We start from the raw sequence: 18,685 nt of genomic DNA, 5'->3' as shown, positions 1-18,685 counted from the left end.
TCCGAAGGTTCACCAAGTGCTAGCCCCTAGGATTGGCAAATGCTCTGAGAGCCGTGTAGATATTGTTCTCAGCAAAATTCGTGGGCCCTTCAAAGCTAAAGCGCAAATCATCCGCAAAAGTTGTCTCGGTGAGCTTGAACGGATTAAAAGCTGGCCCATCGAGCGCATTAAGAGCCGCGGCAATCCCTCGTGTGTCCCCGAAGAATACCTCTTCAACGTGCGCGCGCACCTTGGCCCACCCTACACACAGTGCCCCTAAAGCTTCATTAAGGCCCAATGTTTGCGGCTTTACACCCGACATCAGTACACCATGCCCAATCTGAAACTCGGGGCCACGGCCCAAGGCAATTTGCGCGTTTACAGCAACCCAAGCACTAACCGAAGCCTCCAAGACGTCGTTCACGCTGGCAGGTACATCAGGCAATGCATTGGCCCCCTTGGCTCCCAGACCGTAAAATGTCCGCAAAGCCGCCTCATCAGGCTCCAGGCGCATAGGCTCCCAACGACGCAAGAAGGCCACATCCAGTGGCTCTACAGACGCATCAGCTTGGTTCATAGCTGCCAAGATGTAGAGGTCATGGGGCAATGCGTACTCGAGCACATCACCAGTGGCTGGATCAAGTATTTCAAAAAACTGTGTCTCTGAACGCTTGGCCCCATTACAGGCCAGGCGTTTATCGGACTCAATGGCAACGATGGCACCGCCGAACACCTGTACAGCAGGGCCTCGGTTGATCTCATCAATGATCAACAGTGCAGCCCCATTGTCCCCCTTAGCATGCTCACTAGCGCGATACAGCGTGCCCTTCACGATGGTGAAGTCTGGGCTTCCTGCCACCTTGTTGACAGCAGGCGTTATGCCCGTTAAGAAATCGCGGTACTTTGAGTTTTGGTGAAAGACCGTTCGAAAGACCTTGCGGTCCATCTTCGTGGGCGCAGGGATATTTTTAACAGCTCCGACCGCAGGTGGGATTGGGATGCCATCCAAGGGATTGTGCTGCGGTGGCCCCCCTACTGGAGCAAGGCCAAAAGCTGTTTCAAAAGCAAAAGCAACTTCGGCCAAGAGCCTGGACTTGCCCGTGCCAGGCGCACCAGACACCAGCACATTGCGCGAACGCGCAAGTAACTTTAACACCTGTTTGCACTCTTCACTTACCATTGCAGTACTTGCTCGCGTTGGTGAAATCTCGGTATCCTATCACTGCTCGATTGGCAGCACGCTTGGCATCCAAACAAGCCAACAACTCAGCGGCCACAGTGGCGTCCCATTTACCCTTGATGCGCAAGGTCTTTTCCTCTGCGTAGTAGGGCCAAACCGAACCATCATTCAACTGGACCAACAGGAGCAAAACTCGGTTTCCTTCGCAGCCTTTGGGCATACGGCTAGTATCAAAACAAGCGTACTCATGCACCCGTGCAATGCGGCCTTCGGCAGGGCGCACATCGGTAGGAGGCTCAAAAAACGAGTCTTTGCACACAACCTGCCCCTCAGCATCGCGCCAGAAGAACTCCCCTTGGAACACTTCGATTTCTTCGACCACCCCATCGCGCTTGCGATTTACCTTGGCCTTATTAGGAAACATCTGCATGATAACAGGCAACAGTGTTTTAAAGGAGCCAAAGCGAAAATCGCGGGCCCCCCCACCCGTGTCCGAATCATTAGACTGGGCAAGAATTTTTCTAAGGTCACCAGCGACGATTTCTTTGTACAGAATTCGGGCAACATGCCCCGCGCCATTAGCCATGAATTTTGGATCCTTCTTCAACGATTTCTTCGCCCCCAAGGGCTAGCTCAGAGGGGACATAGGCAATAGCCCCCAGCGCACGTGCCTCCAGCGCACGGAACGACCAAACCGTAGATTGGCTTCTTGTGCGTTTTACCATTGCCGCCAAAACACTATCTCGGGTAATTGTGGACTTAGCCTCACCAGGCAAGCCCACTTGCCCCCGATCCAAAAGTGGAAAGTCTTGGAGCACTAACTCCATGTCCTTTAAATCGAGCCCATAAGCCACAGCCACTTCCGCATCAATCTCCCCACGAAGCTGTGCCATGCGCTCGTAGGTTTCACGAGTAGCTCCAGCACTGTCGAGTGCGCGCAATTCACGGGCAGCACTCGCTAACCTCTTCCATGGCAAGCCATCTTTGGCGAGTTTTGGCATGGGCACACTTTGCAGCAAGAAGTAATTCACCGTCGTAGTGAGCACACGTCGAAGCATCCAGTCAAAGGCAAAACTGTTCGCAATGGATACCCACACCAGCAGTCGTTCTTCCGATGGATCCTCAGGGAAAAGGATCGTGGGCACCTTATTACCGCAGGCCACCCCAGCAGGAATTAACGAGGCCATGAGCGAACGCTCATTGGTTTGGCCCGCAATGTCGCAAAAGCCCACACGCAGCATGTTTGCACGATGCTGGTTAGCACGGGGCATGTCAGTAGGGCGAATCCAAAACTGGGGGGCAAGGCGTGAGTCTCCGATGGCATAAGCCTCCCACAACGCACGGCGCCCCGTGCCAGACACGTGCCCTTTTACACCAAAGCGATGTGCCTGTACCATTCGACCTTCCACCAGAGGTAGAGCGCCAGGCGTGGCGCGCCCCAAGAATTTGGGGCGCTCTTTGGTCATATCAACTTCACGGCAAAATTTCGGGGTCCAGCCGTAGCCAGGCTCTTCCCACGAAACTCCCGCCTCTCCGATCTTTGAGAAGAGTTTCCACTCAGACACACTACGAACCTCGGGCAGGCTCAAATCGCTTCGAACACCCGCCAGTGCTGCACGTCCAATAGTGGCAGTTCCCGTAATCTCTAAGCCCGTAGGAGTGCCTCGCTCATGCATGAGAGTGATGAGCTCACTCTTGCTATTTTCTGAGCCGGCCTTAGTGAGAGCCACGGCCAGGAACTTAAAGCGTGTGTCGATGGCAAAGAACCGTGCACGGTTATCGATAATCGACATGGACACGCTTTGGCTCGCGTCAAAAATTTTCTGCCGCATGGCACGAGTGCCTTGCGAACGAATGAGCCCACCAGGAATTAATGCGGCCAGTACACCCTGCACTTTGCAGAGTTCAAAAAAGAGGTCAGTGAAAGCGATGTAAAGGTCTGGCTCTCCATTTCCCAAATCAGGATAGCGAGCCAATAGGCGGCGAGAGTAGTCCGCTACCTCATCTCGCTGCTGCGCAAAACGCGCCTCATCAAGACCATGAATTTGGGCTCCGTAGTGCCGATTGGTACCTGAGGACTTCAAAAATTCGTGCCTTGATAGCTTGACTTTTTCCCATGGTGGGTTGCCGATCACCGCATCAAAACCCTCAGGAGCCATGGCAATCCAAACCTTGCGATCAGCCATCAAGCTATCGCCACAGTACCAACGTGCCCGCATAGTTTTAAGAGTCGAGACATCATCAGTAAACGAAGCAAGAGCAAGCAGTGCCGCACGCAAAGAGTTACCTGAAAGATCCGCTGCACATACACCATGAGCCAACCAATGTGCCGCCTTCGCTCGATCCATCTCACACACTGCTAGAGTCAGTGCTACCAGCAAAATCCCCGCTCCGCAGGCTGGATCAATAACTTTGCTCCTGTATGAAAGCTTGGGAGCGGCTAGCTTTGCCAGTCGTGTAGCCAGGCGAAAATCCGTATGGTAGGCGCCCGTGCTTTTTCGATCCTGCTCATGTAAGACCTCACGAGCTAGGACACTTAGTGCCAAAGCAGGGTGCATCGGTGAACGCACGATGGCACTTGCCACTGGTACCGCAAGCTCCAAAAGCTCTGATGCTGGGCGCTTGCTCTTGACACCAAAAGCCTTATGAAAGTCCCCTAGTTCAAACCCACCAAAGTATGCCGATACAGCCTCCAAAACTTGAAGGCGAAGTTCAAAGCTGGTTGGGCCATAGTCCCCCCCCACAGCCCGAGTGAGTGCTGCTTCTGCTGGGGCTAGGTATTCTAATTCAACAGGCCGAGGAGCACTCATGTATAGCCCCCAATGAGAACAGGCTTGATGACTTTAGCTGTTTTTGACTGGTTTTGGGGAAACGGCGCCATGGACCGCTTCACGACCACCAAAAATTCGTTTACATTAGATGCTGAGTTACTGGCCACCTTGTTTGGGCGATATCGACCAATGGTGCCCAGAGGATACATTGTGGACGAGCCGATCTTAGAAAGCTCAGCCTTCATGTCCTGCATGCAGATGTGTCCTTCACTACTGTACGAAAGCAGCACCCTTTGAGCATTCAATCCATGCACCAGACGCGAGAGTGTTTTGAGGGCACGATTCTTGTAGCAAAAGTCAGAAGCCAAGGCCTTCCACGGGCGAAGCCCCGCAACCCCCTCCACCACTGGTTCATCGCCAAGAGCCACCGTTTCAAGAATGTGGTAGTAGCTCGCGTATTGACGCTTAGTGTATGGGGGATCCAAATACACTAGGTCATGTGCTGCATTAGGAACATCAAATACATCGCCCACGGTAGCTTCAACACGCACGCCAATCTCTTTGAGATCACGGCAGCGCATAGCAATCTTGTTTTGAGATTGGCTTGTCCATTTGGAGAGGAAACAGCCAAAAGTACCCGCGATATTGGCAACGCGGTTCAGCGCACCAAAAAGATCGGCAATCAGCAACCTCTCCTCAATTTCGTCAATATACCCAGCACCCTTCCACTCAATAATCAAGCAGCGCATAGCGTCGATTCGAGCTGCATTTTCTTCGGTGAAGTACCTACGCTCAATTCCACACGCATAGATTGAAGCGGGGCTATAAGTACGCCACATAAAACCACACAATGGCTTAACAGCGTTTAGCTCACTAACAGCACCAGAGTACCCCCCAAGTTTTTTAAAGGTCACCTGATCATGGCTAATAAGGCGTGCTCCAGCAGAGATAACAGCTGAGTGCAAACTATCATTGATCCGCACATTCCAACCATACTCTGCTGCGGCCTCAGCTACCGCCCCAGTGCCACAAAAGGCATCCACAAAAAAAGCGCCCTTCCTAGGCGGCCCAATGTGAGATGCTATCTTGTCGATGAGTCTAGATTTGGAGCCAATATAGCGAAAAGTCATATAGAAACCCCTACGTTTTTTCTACGACCAGTTACTACCCGACCCTGACCAAGTTCTTGGCTGGTTTCTGGAGTTGCTAACACAATACCTTTGAGATCACAATAATCACAAAGGAGCACCTCAAGCATATTCACCATGCTCCGCTGTTCGTGCTCCGCAGCCTCCTTTAAGGCCTGTTTGAACTTTCTGGAAACTCTTAGATTTAAGGTTTCGCTTTTGATGTCAGTGAATCGCATTAAAATGCCCCGCATATGTCTGTGCAACTACGTTAGTTTATATATATACATATTAAATAGATACTCTGTGATAGGAGTTTTTACCTTACGTACAATGCAGCAACTGCCTGCTCACTGACCAGACAGGAGCCTTCATAGTTTCTCCTACTCCGAAGGCGAGCTAGGTAAACCCGGCTGCTTTAGCAATACGCCCTGAACCGCCTCGGTTTTCCAAAAGAGCGTTTTGTTTGTGAACTCATGCTGCTACACCGTTTACGATAGAAGCATAAGAGGCCTGTTCTTATACGCTACGGTTGTCCACGTATTCATACCCAGCTACGCAAGGAGGGCTGGCTTGAACCCACCGGATTTATTGCCTGGAAGGACTGAACCTGTGCAGAAAGCGCCCCCCCACATACATGTCAGTGCAGCACACGCCGTCAGAAATGCATTCTGCAAAGATTATCTTGGCTTAATTGCCCCTGAATCGCTCGCACAGGTCGCTCAGGTGAAGAAGCAGGTACACCACATCAGCCGCATCCGGCACGGTGACATACCAGCGCGGGTGGCTGTACTCGTCCGGCTGCGGCCATAGTGTGTTACCGGCCACGGTGATAAGTACATCGATGCAACGTCCTAAACGTCCCTCCAGATGCAGCGCCACGCTAGTACGACTCCCGATACGATGCGGGTGGGCGGTTAGTGTGACCGGCCCCAACAGCCTATCGCGGATAGCCACACAGAACGTCTCAAGCCGCCGCGCATCCGTTTCGCTTAAGGTGGCCATGCCCTGCGGGGGAAGGGTGAATAACGCCGGTTCACGACAGACCGGGCCGTGCGGTCGTACAACCGGTTCAGGATATTTCAGGGTCATCATGCAGCCCGTGCCTCCCCGTTCGCCGCCAGGCCGCGCAGGCGGTCAAGCTTTTGCGCCACCTTGCGCGCCGCCTCGAGCTCGTTGCAGCCAAATTCCTGCATCAGCGCGCGGCGTTCGGCCTTCTCTTCTTTTTCGGTCATCCCCAGCGCCAGGTACAGGCTCGGCGGTACTGCACGGAACAGCGCCTCGAGTTTTTTCGACAACACCACACCTTCGGTATAACAGCCGGAGAGTTTGCTGGCCGACAGCAGCACCGCCTTTTGCTCCTCGGTCAGCGCCTTGAAGCGGGCAATGTCGTTGACCTCCTCCGGCGGCATCGTCAGACAAACCCACCACTCCGCCATATTTAACATTTTCTCGGCAATATCCGGGAAGTCTTTCAGGTTCTGCGTGGCCAGCCACAGCCAGGCGCCGAGCTTACGCCACATTTTGACGATTTTGGTCATGTACGGCGCCAACAGCGGGTTCACCGTCACGATGTGCGCCTCATCCACCGCGAACACGATATCCCGCTCCGAGTACTGGTCCCGTTCGGCAATGTTGTTGATGGTGTTGGTCAGGCTCACCATCGTCAGCGCCATCTGCGCCTCATAGCCTTCACGTGCCAGATGCCCAAGGTCAATCAGGGTCACATCCGCCTCTGGCCACAGGCTGCCTTCGCGGTTAAACAGCTCCGCTTCAAAACTCCCGGCCTGGGTAAACATCCCGAGCGACTCCGCCATTTCCGCCGCTTTGGCCCGGCGCTGCTCATTACGGATATCACTCCCTTCGTCTTTGGATATGGCATACAGCGCCTTCTGCAGGTCTGCCGGCAACATCTGCCGCCCTTCGTCATAGGTCTGCCGCGCAGCCATCAGCAACGCCTCGCGGATCATCGCGCGGTCGGCGCGTTTCAGTTCATGTTCTTCCTTCGCATCGCCGCCGGTGATCATCATGCGCGCCGAGATCTCCATTTCCCCCAGGTAATCGCGCTTGTCCTCATCCTCGTCGTCATCGGCATCGATGTCCGGCAGGTCATTTTCATCCAGGGCCAGCGTCGTTAATTCGTCTTCGACCAGCTTGTGCGCGTAGGAAAACGGCGGCAACGAGACGCCACTGCCCGGCTTGATGCTCACCTTGTTGACGCTGAGCCCCTGGCTCTCGAAGTAATCGGCGAGCAGTCCGAACGAGTTCCCCGCTTCGGCAATAAACAGCCGCGGTCGGTGTATTGCCATCAGCTGCGACAGGGTCGCGCACAACGTCGCCGACTTCCCCGCACCGGTCGGACCAAAATACAGCATGTGCGCATTCTGACTCCGGTCGTGCTTGTTGAGCGGATCAAACGTCAGCGTATCCCCACCGCGGTTGAAGAAGCTCATGCCGGGGTGACCGGTCCCGGTTTCGCGGCCGGTCACCGGTAACAGGCCGGCCAGATGCTGTACCCAGGTCAGGCGGGTGTACCAGTGTTTCTTGTCCGTCTCCGGGTTAAAACACATCGGCAACGCCCGCAGGTAGGTATTGAGCGGCGCCACATCAAATTCCGGACGAACCGGCTGCAGGCCGGCGCCAAGCAACACGTTGGTGAGCTCAACACGTTTGTGATTGAGCGAGGTCAGATCGCCGGCACGCAGCAGGAAAGTGATACCGGCACGGTACAGTTTGTGACGATTGCCCAGGTACTCTTTCACCTGCGCCACGTCCTGGCGCACGCGGCCAGATTCAGTATTCTCACCGACGGCATTTTTGGCCAGTCGATTGAAGTCATTCTCCAGCGTGTCTTGAGGCTGCACCACAATCGTCATGCACACCATCGTCCCCTCCGGGAACAGATCCATCAGCGCATTGATTTTCTTCTCGCCGCGTTTCATTTCACCGGTGATCGTGCCCGGCTCCGGCGGACGGCGCAGTTTCTCGACCGGAATGGCGCAATGCGCCTGGTTATCGAACCACCATACACCGTGGTCAGGATCGGATACGGGCGGGGTGAACAGCAGGGTTTCGGCAAAATCATTCTGCACCGGCATCGCGCCTTCCGGGGTGTCACGGCTGTCAAAATAGGCGGCATCGCGGTACAGCGTCTCTTTATCCACCCACTCCGGGCTGGGGTTAAAATGACGCAGCAACCAGTCATGGACCTGCGCCCCGCTCTGGCGCACGCAGGCAACGCCGGCACCGGCCAGGGCCCCGGTCACACGCTCACAGGTCTGATTGAGCATGGCAATCGGTGGCATCGGATCATGGTTGCTTTTGCCAATCCAGCGATAGACCACCATGCGGGTCCGTCGCTGCTGCCCACGCCATGGCTGGTCTGTTATCAGCGTATCTTTGAACAGGCCTTCCGGACGGGCAATCCCGCGCAGATGGCGTTCGGTCTCTTTCAGCCAGTCTTCAGTAAACGCACTGCCCTGCGCGTGGGGTTTGACATACTGTCGCAGCCTGTCGATATACGCCTCGACATTGTTCTCGTCCTGGCAGAAGAACTGCACGATCCAGGGGTTTTCATCATGTTCGTCAAACGAGTCCTGCAGGGCATCCTCCACCGTATCGCGCATCTGCTCCAGGCGATCGTCCGTCCGCCCTTCGGTCGCCACCGGCGTGATGTCAAACACAGCGCCGACAGATACGCCGTCATCGAGCAGGATACACTGCTCACGGTCGAGAAATTCCGCCCAGGGCAGGTAATCAACAATGGACGGATTGGCGTGGTACACCTGCTGCTCATCCTTTACCGTCATCTTGCCATGGCGCAGTAATGGCTCACGGCCGTCGACAGACAGCGGCACACCGTCCTCGGTCACGTTCAGTGCGTCTAGGGCAACAGCTGCCAGCTTTTTTCGCGTCAGGCGCTTTTTATCAAACAGGGAAAACCGCATCAGTAAGCCTCCGTCCGTTCACCCGGCATCGCATACTGCACCTGGCTGTAAAAAGGAAACACGGTGCTGTAGCCCGGCACCGGTGCGTTGCCATCCGCCAGGTGCGGGAACACGTACATCACCAGATCGGGATTCGGCAGGCGCGGGAACTGCTGGCTGATTTCGCTTTCCTGCGTTCGGCTGTAGCTGCGATCGCTCGCGGCTGTTGCCTGGCTTTCGCTCTCGGTGAGCGGCCGGCGCAGACTGTCGCGCGCCGCCACCGCATTGCGGACCGTTCCGCCGCCATCCTCACCCTGCCACAATTCCAGCATCGAGCTGTCGCCCGGTGGCAGCATTTCCTCTTTCGACGTTGAACAGCCGGTCAGTGCGATAGCGCCGACCATCACCGCGACGGCCATAACTCGATTAAACAGATTTTTCCGCATGATTATCATTCTCTTATAAGCAAACACAGCAGGAGTAGCACACCCAGCCAAAACGCGCTGCAGGACAGCAAAACCAGCGCCCAACCCTGTGGGCGATTCATCCTTTCGCATTGACGCCACAGCATGCCTTTTCTCCTCTGAATGACGCGTTAATCCAGCCCGCCGGTGTTGCCGCCTTCGCCAGGCAGGCTGAAGTCGTAACGCACCTTGCGCCCTTTGGTCTCAAAGTCGATCGCCAGTTGGCGAGTAATGTGCACGGCCAGCTTCTGGCCCGGCGGAACGTACACGGCGTCGAACATCATGCCGTAGCGCTCACGCACCCAGTCGGCAGTCTCTTTCATCCCACCGGACAACGCTTTGCCCAGCACTGCCTGGCCGGCATTACCGGTCATGGTCGAGGTGATGCCATTCACATTGTTTTGCGTGGTGTATTGCCCCTGACTGATCCCTTCCCCGGCGGCACTGGCCGCCGACAAAGCGGCGATCGTCGGCAGGTAAGTCGAGGCATTGGACTTACGCTCTCCACTTATGCACGGGATACCGTTGTCATCGGAGATCCAGCCAATGCCGGCGGTGGTGCTGACATCCTTCGCATTGCTGCCGGCAGTATTGTTACTGCCGTTGGCATTCATGTTGGTGTTGGGTTTTGGCAGGGTGCGGACCGTCCCGTCCGCAAACACGAAGGTGATGCTGTTGACCTGGCCGCGCACGCACGACAACGTCCAGTCCCCGCTGGCGGTGCCGGAGACAATCGCACCCTCGACGTCCGGCAACTCGATGCCGTTCGCCGTCAGGTTGTCTTTGCCAATCATCAGCTTGAACGGATAGGGGTCAGTCACCGTGCCGTTGATCGGCACGCGCCCCAGCAGCGCCGTCATGGCGCGGCTACCCACCAGGGTGGAATTCTCAGGCAGGGTAAACACCGGCTCGGCGTTCTCCTCCGCCCCTTTTTCATTGGTATGCCCTTTTACCTGCTGCTCATAGGCGGCCTTCTGACGCGTGATGGCATTGTCCGACAGGAACGACGTCGGGAACTGCGGGCCGTCTTTGACGCTGTTCGGATTACGCGGGTCGGGTTCTTTCATGTCTTTCGGTCCGACCCACATCAAGCCATCCTGACCAGGAGCGGCATCACCGCCCCCGGCGCCCAAGCCATCCAGTCCCAGTCCCAGCGGAATATCACTGTCGCTTTTTGCCTTGTCCTTGTTCGCACTCAACTGCTCGGTCAGCGTCTGGATTTTTCCCATCAGCGTTTGCTGCTCTTGCTGAAGCTGCTGCTGGCGCTGCTGTGCTTGTTTTTGAAAGCCGGCCACGGCCTCATTGACCTGACCGGACACATTGGTATTGCGCTTGCGAAGTTCTTCGTTTTCTTTCAGCACTTTATCAATGTTTTTCTGCAGCTCGGCCTGCTGGGTTCGGGTAGTCCGTAGGGTGCCCACCAGGGTACGCAACGTGTCCTCCGGGGTATCCCCCTCCACACCCAGCGCCCGCAGCTCTTCCGGCGACATGCTGGCCAGAACGTTATGCGCCTGCTGAGTCTCCTCCTGTGTTTTACCGCCGCTGCAGGCCTTAAGTCCGACGAGGATCGCGGTGGCCAGCACGCCGAACACAATCACTTTCGGCAACATGTTGGATTTCACATCAGCCATGGTTTGCCCCCTTCTTCGCCGCTTTTACGGCTTTGCGAACCGCTGATGGCTCCGCGACAAACGCCCCGTCCGGGCGACCGGCGGTAACCAGGTACAGCGTGGTGGTGTCTTCCGGAGTCCCCACCGGGCCGAGATAGCGGTGCTGGAACGTCGCCGTCACAAACTGCCCCTGCAGTACCCGGGGATCGAGCGTGATTTTGCGGCTGGCGGTGTTTTGCACCTTCAGCGCTACCACGTTGCGGCTGCCAATACCCCAGCCGCCCAGCGGCGTGATGGTCACCGGCTCTGACGGGTACAGTGTGGTGATACGTTTCGGCAGGTGAGGGTTGACCGGATGAATACCGGGCACCGCTTCAACCGTACGCACCGGGCCGTACAGGCTTTGTGCTGCGTAACGCGTCAGGACGACCGGCAGCGGCGCGTTATATTTGACTTTTTTACGCTTCGCCTGAGTGGCGTTATCCGCCCCGGGTGCCGCGTTGCTTCCTCCTGAAGCAGCAGGCGTGTCATTACTGCTGCTGATTGAGGTCACGTCACCGCTGTAAACAATGCGCACCGGTTCGGCCGGACCTTTGTCCGATGCCGTCACATCAAGGAGAATAACCTCCCCATTTTCGACGTCCTGCAGTTGCAAACGCGTTGGCGGGAAAGCCGCATCCGCTTTCAGATAGACCGCACCACCGCTGCTTTGCACCCGCAGCTTGCCGTTCAGTGCCGGCGGGAAGCCGACACGGACATTTTTATCCGCAAACAGCACCCGCTCCTTGCCAACAGCCAGCGGGATTTGCAGCGGAATGCGCTCCCACTTCATCAGTTCCTCGGCTTGCACCTGCGGGAATACACACAGCGCCGCCAACGGCAGCATGTGCAGTGAAAGCGCCAGAACACGTGCTTTCATCATTGGAATACTCCTTTCTTGTCAGGCGCGGGTTCCGCCGGAGCCGCAGCCAGACGCTGTGGCATGCTGTCGTAACAATCCAGCGCCAGACCAAACTCATTACGTTCCGGATCCCCTTCTGCGCGCACCACTTTCAGCGGGTAACGTGTCAGTGCGCGTTTCACCGGTTCACCGGCGAAAGACTCGTCCGCCACCAGATCAAGGCGCACCACCCAGTTATCACGGCCTTTGACCGTCACCGGGCTCTGGTTATAGCGGCCGTTGTAGCCATGCTCAGGGATTTCGAATACCACGCGCGTTCTGCCGGCAAGCTCACCGCTTTCGCTACGCTTTTTGGCGTCCGCCTTCAGGAAACGTGCGCAGGAGTCCGTCAGATAAGGAGACAGCGCGGCAATTTTGGCCGGGTAATCGGCATCACCGTTCTTTGGCCAGGCATTGAGTTGCTGGAAGATATAAAAGCCGAAGCTGTAGACCGTGGACGGTGGTACCTCCCACCAGGCGCGGGTAGAGCCGCTGCGCAGGTCTGGCGGGTTATGGATGGTCAAATTGTCTGGCGCCCGCATCCAGCCGATGCTGGCTACCAGAAGGAGAACGACCAGCACGCCACAGGCAACACGCAACGTGAGAATATGCTGATCGCGGTTTTTAACCGCATGTCTGAAACGGCTCATGTGGACCTCTTAACAACGCGGCTGCGACGCAACGACCAGCCCTGTTTGTCGATAATCAGGGTGGGATCCCCCCACCCCATGCGACGTTTACGCGCCTCGAGGCGCTGCCAGATATAATTCTCCGGTTTACCGCGCTTCAGGCGCGTCAGCCGGCTGCCTCCAAACCAGATGACGAGAAGCGGCGTCACCAGCATGCCGGTGGGTATCACGACCCAGCCGGCAAGAGGAAGAAACGGCAACGACACGAGCAGACCCAGCCCTACGCCCGCCAACGCCGCCAGGCCCATTTCCGGGGTCGTAAACCCCCGGAAAACGACGGGCTCGGCATTGAGGCGGTCAGGTAAAAATCGGATAGTCTGCATGGCGGGTAACCTTAGAACAGGATTTCGGCGGACTTGCCAACCAGCCAAATAACGGTGACCAGCAGCACCACACCAACCAGCACGATGGCGCCGAACTTGGCCCAGGTCGCCTTCTGATCACGGACCTCGGCAAAGGTATGGATCGCAGCGTTGGCGACAATCAGGAAGGCCACCGCAGCGGCGACCAGACCGATGATAACGATCCCGTCCTGGAAATAGCCTTTGATGGTATCCATCAGACCACCGCCACCACCGGAGGACGGAGGTTCAACCGACGGCAGAGCCGCCTGCACCGGCTGGCTGGTGACATACGCCAGGGAAGTGGCTACCGCGGCACGCGTGCAGAGTTGACGGAAAAGACGAACTGCAGCATTCATAAAACATTCCTTATGGGTGTGTGAAAATAACATCGTGAAATACGGTCCAGCGCCTCTTGCGCCTCTTACAGGTCAGCTGGCAAACATCCAGATTGAAACAACCAGCAACAGCACGGTTTTGATGACGAAGTGAACCAACGCCCCATTGCGTACTTTTTCGTTGCTCCAGCCCTGGTAAACATCAACCAAAGCCCAGGCCGCCCAGACAAACAGCACCGCCAGTAACCCACCGATGCAAATCAGCGACAGAATATTGACTTCAACACCGCCGCTGGCCGCCTTGAAGGCCTGCTCCTGCGCACCGGTCATGGCCATCAGGGGCGCTCCCGACGGTAGTTGCCGGCCACCGCACTGCCATCACGTGGTTGGGCACGCGAGGGTTCCAGATAGCGGTCAATGCCGGAATTGATGGTTTTGAGATCGGCGGTAGCGCGGGCATAGTCGAAGAAGAAACGACCGCGCTCCGACGGGTCAGCCTGAACGGCGGCAACACGCGCACGTTCAAGTGCTGCCTGCACCTGAATCAGCATGCGCTGGGCAGAGGCCAGCTCATCTTTTTCAGCGGCAAAGGCAGGCAGTGCGGTCAGCAAAGTCAGCCCCAGCAAACAGGCGGCACCGAGACCACGAACAACGGGGATAGGCATACACAAGCACTCCTTGATGATTTAGGGTGCTCTCAGGGTGCGACAGATGGGGCGGGAGGTCAGCGGATAACTCTTTATAGAATTTTGATAATTTTTAGCCAGGGGAAGCGCATGAAGCTAAATAAGCGGTCTGCAGACACTATTGTTGTACAAAGGCCTATTTTGTACATCAGCAGCAATAAGAGAAGGGGGTATCAGTTTGCACCGTTGGTAACACCAACGGCAGTAATACCAGTATCAGAATCAGCCCGACCTCATAAATGCATCACGACACTGAAAAGGAACATAGATCCCCCAATACACAAGATCGCAAGTACTTGCAGGACACGTAACCAACGTTGAACACGGTTTTCCGGAGGGGCTTTCTCTAAAATAGGTTTAAGCAGTGTGGCTAGAATAACAGCCTCAAGAGCAATAACAGCGCAAATATACAGATTCATTCAACACCTCGTTTTCGATTAAATTGCAGAGCCACAAAAATATTTAGGGGACATTCAGAAGACAATAAATGGTTCGAACAAGAAGGACAGCAGGTAACTCGTTATGAAGTTTTGATGGTTTTTAAGCCTGGAAATACTGCCGCGCCGCACAGCGGCTTGTCTGCTGACGGCAGCGCACAAAAGCCAGTTTTGTACGCCGCCGTCCAGCTCGAGTTTTCGCTCTAGAGATACTTTTTAAAGGAGGCTGTCGTTACCGTTACCGCAATGCCGAGCAGAATAGCAGCCGGCAACAACAGCAGATTGGGGTATACCGCCGTTGGCCATGACAGGTACAGCATGCAGGGGATATACACCGCCGGCTTCACCATCCGCTTGGCATGGTGGTACACAAAACTCGACTCATAGCCGGCACCGTAGCGCCGAATATCACGTCGCCCCAGCCCCTCGGTCAGCGCGACCAGCATCACCAGGATAAACAGCGGGATGGACAGCACCAAAATGGTCACACGTACCAGGGTGATGACGGTGACGTACACCGTCGCCATCAGGTACTCTTTAAGCGTGGTAGCCAGCCAACCACTCCAGCTGTTCAGTTCCCTGGCAACCGCATTCTGACTGTGTACCTGGGTGTCATACGCCTGCTTAATCCAGTCCAAAAAGCCACTGTCCACGAAGGTCCATTGATACGCCATCATGATCCAACGAGTGACGGTCACTGACGGTTCAGACAGCAGCAGGCTGCGTGTAAATTCAGAGGACAGGTACCCCAACTCGGTGTTCATCACCGCTTCACTGTGCGATGCGCCAAGCTCTGACCAGAAAAATGCCATCCCGACATATTCGATCACCAGGCTCACCAAAAGCGAAGCCAGGAACATCCCGATCAGCATCCAGGGCCAGCCCCAAAGCACGTTGTAAAACAGCCCATGCTTACGGGGTTGTACGGGCTGCTGAGGTTGATTATTCACCGCTTGCGACATTCAGCCCCCCTTTCATAACCGCATCAGGCATTACCGTGCTGGCAGACCACCAGGACTCGCTGGTACGGTAGTTGCGCTGCATCTCCTCGGCAATCTTCTGCAGGTTGGCCGGCATCAAAGCATCATCCCTGTCACCGCAGGGCAGTGGCATCCGAATTTTCCACAGTTGACCACCTTCCAGTAGCGCGAACGCCTGCCCTTTCGGGAGGTTAATCACGTCCGCCGGGGCAAGCAGAGGGGCTTTCACAGTACCGACGCGGTCCTGGGTATTGGAAGTAAAATCCTGTCCCTTCTCCACATCGGCCGTATCGGCATGCCCTGATACCAGGGTTTTGGTGTAAATATCGACCTCCGGGAGCTGTGTTGTCAGCAACTGTGCGGTCCGGTTCTCACGCACGCGCAGCATAATCAGGGTATTGAAGTTCCCCGTCACCTGAGCCGCCTTCGCGGTACTGCCGATGCGCGCCTCGATATCCGACTCGGTTTGCGTATAGGCCGTCACCTGCATACCGGCGCCGCCGCCTTTGTTGATAAGCGGAATGAATTCATCGCCCATTAACTCGTTGAACTCGTCACAATGCAGGTTGATCGGCAGCTTGCCGTCAGCGCGGGTTGGCAGCCCGCCGTGCATACCGTGTTTGTAGATATGGCCGGCCACCGACACCAGATCGGCAAACATGCTGTTGCCAACGGCAGAGGCGACCACCCCGTCCGACAAGGCATCTAACCCCACGTAGACAATACCGCGCTTGCGGATAACTTGTTCCCAGTCAAAAATGGGCCTCGGGTCGCTCATATCCATATAGTTCGGTGCCAGGAGCTCGGCGGTCTTGCCGGTGGTGAGTTTTTCCAGCAACGGCAGCAGTGACGCCACAATTTTATCGAAGTAAGTACGGTCATAACGGACGGCTGACCGCAGGCCATCGAGAATGGGGTCATACAGCTGCTTGCCGGCCTCGGAACTCAGCGCCATTTCCACCGCCATGATTTTTATCGCGTTCGGCTGGCCCTGCATATTGCGCGGCACATCGTCCTCCGTCAGCACCTGCAGGCTGTTGTCGATTTGTTGCTGCAGCGCCGGCATACGCGCTTCAATCACTTTCTTTGCGTAGGTCTCATACAGCTCGCTGATGTTGTTCACGTAACGGGTGATCAACTGATAGTCCGGACGCTGACCCAGTGCGACCAGGGCACGCGCTACAATATTGACGAATCGCCAGGCAAACTCACGGAACGCCGCACTGTTGCCCTCCCCGCTCAACTGCCCGGAGATACGGCCAGCGACCTCAGAGACGCGTTCAAAACGCCCAACGGCGTTATAGCGTGCCGAGATATCCGGCCAGCCCAGATGGAAGATGAACAGCTCATCCCCGCGACCGGCACGGTGGGCTTCAGCCCAGACACGCCGCAGCAGGTCCGCATCCCCTTTTGGATCAAACACAATGGTGATATCGCCACGGCGTATATCCTGGGTGATAAGCAGCTCTGCCAGGCGGGTCTTGCCTACGCGGGTAGTGCCCAGCACCAGGCTGTGGCCCACACGTTCGCCCAGCGCCATCGAGACATCAAGCTCATCGGGTTCAATGCCGTGAATGGCCGGGTTTCCTCCAACCGGTGGCAACGGCCGCACCGGGTTCAGCGGGGAGTCCTTGCGCAGCAGTTGGGACAACCACGGCAGGGTGTATTCGGTTTTGAGCTCCAGACGGCGCGCCATCTGGTACAACTGCGGCGGCTGGACGTATTTCTCCACCTCCGGACGGCGGGTATCCATCAGGCGCTGGGTGTGCTTTTGCTGCCAACGAAATCCCTTCCCCAGGAACAGCCGCTGCCGGCTCACCGGGATCTGTCGGCTTTCCATGACATAACGCGGTAACCGACGCAGATTACGGCGATAACGGACCACCCGCAGGCCCTGCCGTGCTCGTACTGCGGACAGCACTGCAAACCCGCCGGCGGTGACATAACTCACTGACGGCGCCAGGGCGACCGACCAGGGAGCAACAAAACAAATCGCAGCCGCAGCACCGGCAACGATCGCGGTATTCAATTCTACCGCCGGGCGCAGCAGCGCTTCCATCACATGACGATTACTCATGACGACCTTCCTTATCATTCGGGTTGGTGACCGAATTCACGGTTAAAAAAAGCAGCCACTCTGTATTGCCGGCAAGCAACGCAAGCAGCTTTCGGCCACTGACCAGGTGGACGTGGGGATGGTTCTGCAACAACACCCGGCTCAGTTGACCGGTACGGCCGGTATGAATGAAAAAACCGTCACAATGGTGATCTCGCAGCAACGCACCAAAACTCGTGATATGGGACGGTGTGATCGTCCGGCCGTAACGCTTGGCCTGGATGAGGTAGGTCTTGCCTTCGATAATGACCTGACCGTCCAGGCCACCGTCGCCGCTGTAGGAGGTATTGCGGATAACTGCATACCCCTGGCGCTCAAAGGCCAGGAGCAACAGCTCTTCGAATACATAGGGGTTGATTTTGCGTAGGTAGGCCAGACGCTGGCCATCACCGCCCAGTAACGGTAAGCGCGCCAGCACCCGCGTGGCCGTCGCCTGATGTCGGCGATGGCGCCGACGGCTGGCTGTCTCCCGACCACGGCTGTTCAGCCCAATCATGACAGCAACAAACAGCACGATCAGCACAACCGTCAGCACAGGGTTCACCATCAGTGCTGCGGTGATGTGTTGCGCCGATATCATGGTGTGACCTGCTGGAACAAACCGATATCAGTGATGAGTACCGGGTAATTCGACAGCTGCAGCCGGCGCGCCAACTCACTGCCGGAGGCCGGCGCCATCGGCACCCCCGGTGCCAGCTCACGCAGCGCCTGCAGGGCAGGCAGGTTGCTGACGTTAACGACGAGGCCCGCAGCATGCCGGGATTTGAGTTGTTCCGCATTCGCCTGCAGCCAGAGTCGGCTGGCATCGTCATCACCCACAATAAACAGCGCACCAATCCCGGGCAGTTGCAGCGGGCGCGCCGCTACCACACCCGGGGTCAGTTCCGGTGTCGTCACCGGCAATACGGCCACTTCAACTTCATCAGCAGATACAGGGGCTTGCGGCATGACCGGCGGCGCTGCCGCGTCACCCTGCCGATTAATCCCCTCAAAATAAGGTGATACGTCATCGCCACCGATATCAGCGATGACATTCAGGTTGGCCAATGCCGTGGTGGTCACCAGACTCAGGCCGAACAGCAGAAAATTCACTTTTTTCAT

General features: G+C 56.4%; 18 protein-coding genes and 1 pseudogene. 1 reads left to right on the top strand and 18 read right to left on the bottom strand.

The annotated features are described in order from the left end of the window. Window positions 1–19: 19 nt before the first annotated feature. The 4 genes from ACJ8IL_RS19185 to ACJ8IL_RS19170 are packed head-to-tail and all read right to left on the bottom strand — an operon-like array spanning window position 20 to window position 5,060. Window positions 20–1,135, bottom strand: coding sequence for an AAA family ATPase (locus tag ACJ8IL_RS19185; RefSeq protein ID WP_442516754.1), 1,116 nt, complete (start codon window positions 1,133–1,135; stop codon window positions 20–22). 13 nt (window positions 1,136–1,148) lie between these two features. Further along, on the bottom strand, window positions 1,149–1,745 hold the full coding sequence (locus tag ACJ8IL_RS19180) for a hypothetical protein (RefSeq protein ID WP_442516753.1): 597 nt from the start codon (window positions 1,743–1,745) through the stop codon (window positions 1,149–1,151). Next, on the bottom strand, window positions 1,738–3,969 hold the full coding sequence (locus ACJ8IL_RS19175; protein ID WP_442516752.1) for an Eco57I restriction-modification methylase domain-containing protein: 2,232 nt from the start codon (window positions 3,967–3,969) through the stop codon (window positions 1,738–1,740). The genes ACJ8IL_RS19180 and ACJ8IL_RS19175 overlap by 8 nt, the downstream gene beginning before the upstream one ends. Continuing rightward, window positions 3,966–5,060, bottom strand: coding sequence for a DNA adenine methylase (locus ACJ8IL_RS19170; RefSeq protein ID WP_442516751.1), 1,095 nt, complete (start codon window positions 5,058–5,060; stop codon window positions 3,966–3,968). Before ACJ8IL_RS19170 ends, ACJ8IL_RS19175 begins: the two co-directional genes overlap by 4 nt. 518 nt (window positions 5,061–5,578) lie before the next feature. Between ACJ8IL_RS19170 and ACJ8IL_RS19165 the strand changes: the two are divergent. Further along, window positions 5,579–5,709, top strand: a pseudogene (locus ACJ8IL_RS19165) (IS3 family transposase); the annotation flags it as partial. A gap of 38 nt (window positions 5,710–5,747) precedes the next feature. On the opposite strand, the gene ACJ8IL_RS19160 reads toward ACJ8IL_RS19165, so the two are convergent. The 14 genes from ACJ8IL_RS19160 to ACJ8IL_RS19095 form a co-directional block, all read right to left on the bottom strand. Beyond that, entirely contained in the window at window positions 5,748–6,152 is a 405-nt protein-coding gene (locus ACJ8IL_RS19160) for an acetyltransferase (protein WP_442516750.1), read from the bottom strand. After that, window positions 6,149–9,004: a conjugative transfer ATPase gene (locus ACJ8IL_RS19155; RefSeq protein WP_442516749.1), complete on the bottom strand. Its 2,856-nt coding sequence runs from the start codon at window positions 9,002–9,004 to the stop codon at window positions 6,149–6,151. Before ACJ8IL_RS19155 ends, ACJ8IL_RS19160 begins: the two co-directional genes overlap by 4 nt. Next, entirely contained in the window at window positions 9,004–9,429 is a 426-nt protein-coding gene (locus ACJ8IL_RS19150) for a TIGR03751 family conjugal transfer lipoprotein (RefSeq protein WP_089186726.1), read from the bottom strand. The genes ACJ8IL_RS19155 and ACJ8IL_RS19150 overlap by 1 nt, the downstream gene beginning before the upstream one ends. Window positions 9,430–9,578: 149 nt before the next feature. After that, complete coding sequence (locus tag ACJ8IL_RS19145) at window positions 9,579–11,078, bottom strand: TIGR03752 family integrating conjugative element protein (RefSeq protein WP_442516748.1); 1,500 nt, start codon at window positions 11,076–11,078, stop codon at window positions 9,579–9,581. Then, the gene (locus ACJ8IL_RS19140) at window positions 11,071–11,979 is read right to left on the bottom strand and encodes a TIGR03749 family integrating conjugative element protein (RefSeq protein WP_442516747.1); all 909 of its coding nucleotides are present in this window, start codon (window positions 11,977–11,979) and stop codon (window positions 11,071–11,073) included. The genes ACJ8IL_RS19145 and ACJ8IL_RS19140 overlap by 8 nt, the downstream gene beginning before the upstream one ends. After that, window positions 11,976–12,647, bottom strand: coding sequence for a PFL_4703 family integrating conjugative element protein (locus tag ACJ8IL_RS19135; RefSeq protein ID WP_442516746.1), 672 nt, complete (start codon window positions 12,645–12,647; stop codon window positions 11,976–11,978). Before ACJ8IL_RS19135 ends, ACJ8IL_RS19140 begins: the two co-directional genes overlap by 4 nt. Continuing rightward, window positions 12,644–13,009, bottom strand: coding sequence for a TIGR03750 family conjugal transfer protein (locus tag ACJ8IL_RS19130; protein ID WP_086580534.1), 366 nt, complete (start codon window positions 13,007–13,009; stop codon window positions 12,644–12,646). Before ACJ8IL_RS19130 ends, ACJ8IL_RS19135 begins: the two co-directional genes overlap by 4 nt. Window positions 13,010–13,020: 11 nt before the next feature. Continuing rightward, window positions 13,021–13,386 (bottom strand): TIGR03745 family integrating conjugative element membrane protein, encoded by a 366-nt coding sequence (locus ACJ8IL_RS19125; protein WP_325978765.1) that lies wholly within the window; start codon window positions 13,384–13,386, stop codon window positions 13,021–13,023. 72 nt (window positions 13,387–13,458) lie between these two features. Beyond that, entirely contained in the window at window positions 13,459–13,701 is a 243-nt protein-coding gene (locus tag ACJ8IL_RS19120) for a TIGR03758 family integrating conjugative element protein (RefSeq protein WP_084827549.1), read from the bottom strand. After that, complete coding sequence (locus tag ACJ8IL_RS19115; protein WP_442516745.1) at window positions 13,701–14,030, bottom strand: integrative conjugative element protein, RAQPRD family; 330 nt, start codon at window positions 14,028–14,030, stop codon at window positions 13,701–13,703. Before ACJ8IL_RS19115 ends, ACJ8IL_RS19120 begins: the two co-directional genes overlap by 1 nt. A 661-nt stretch (window positions 14,031–14,691) precedes the next feature. Continuing rightward, window positions 14,692–15,450, bottom strand: a complete 759-nt coding sequence (locus ACJ8IL_RS19110; protein ID WP_084827547.1) for a TIGR03747 family integrating conjugative element membrane protein — start codon at window positions 15,448–15,450, stop codon at window positions 14,692–14,694. Further along, entirely contained in the window at window positions 15,431–17,545 is a 2,115-nt protein-coding gene (gene traD, locus ACJ8IL_RS19105; RefSeq protein ID WP_100395927.1) for a type IV conjugative transfer system coupling protein TraD, read from the bottom strand. The genes ACJ8IL_RS19110 and traD overlap by 20 nt, the downstream gene beginning before the upstream one ends. Next, window positions 17,538–18,164: a restriction endonuclease gene (locus ACJ8IL_RS19100; protein WP_099784047.1), complete on the bottom strand. Its 627-nt coding sequence runs from the start codon at window positions 18,162–18,164 to the stop codon at window positions 17,538–17,540. Before ACJ8IL_RS19100 ends, traD begins: the two co-directional genes overlap by 8 nt. Beyond that, the gene (locus ACJ8IL_RS19095; protein ID WP_100395926.1) at window positions 18,161–18,685 is read right to left on the bottom strand and encodes an integrating conjugative element protein; all 525 of its coding nucleotides are present in this window, start codon (window positions 18,683–18,685) and stop codon (window positions 18,161–18,163) included. The genes ACJ8IL_RS19100 and ACJ8IL_RS19095 overlap by 4 nt, the downstream gene beginning before the upstream one ends.

This window comes from Serratia sp. CY47444, assembly GCF_052168635.1.
Classification (GTDB): Bacteria; Pseudomonadota; Gammaproteobacteria; order Enterobacterales; family Enterobacteriaceae; genus Serratia; species Serratia bockelmannii.
The sequence above is the reverse complement of the archived record's forward strand: the minus strand, read 5'-3'. Positions and strand labels throughout refer to the sequence as shown.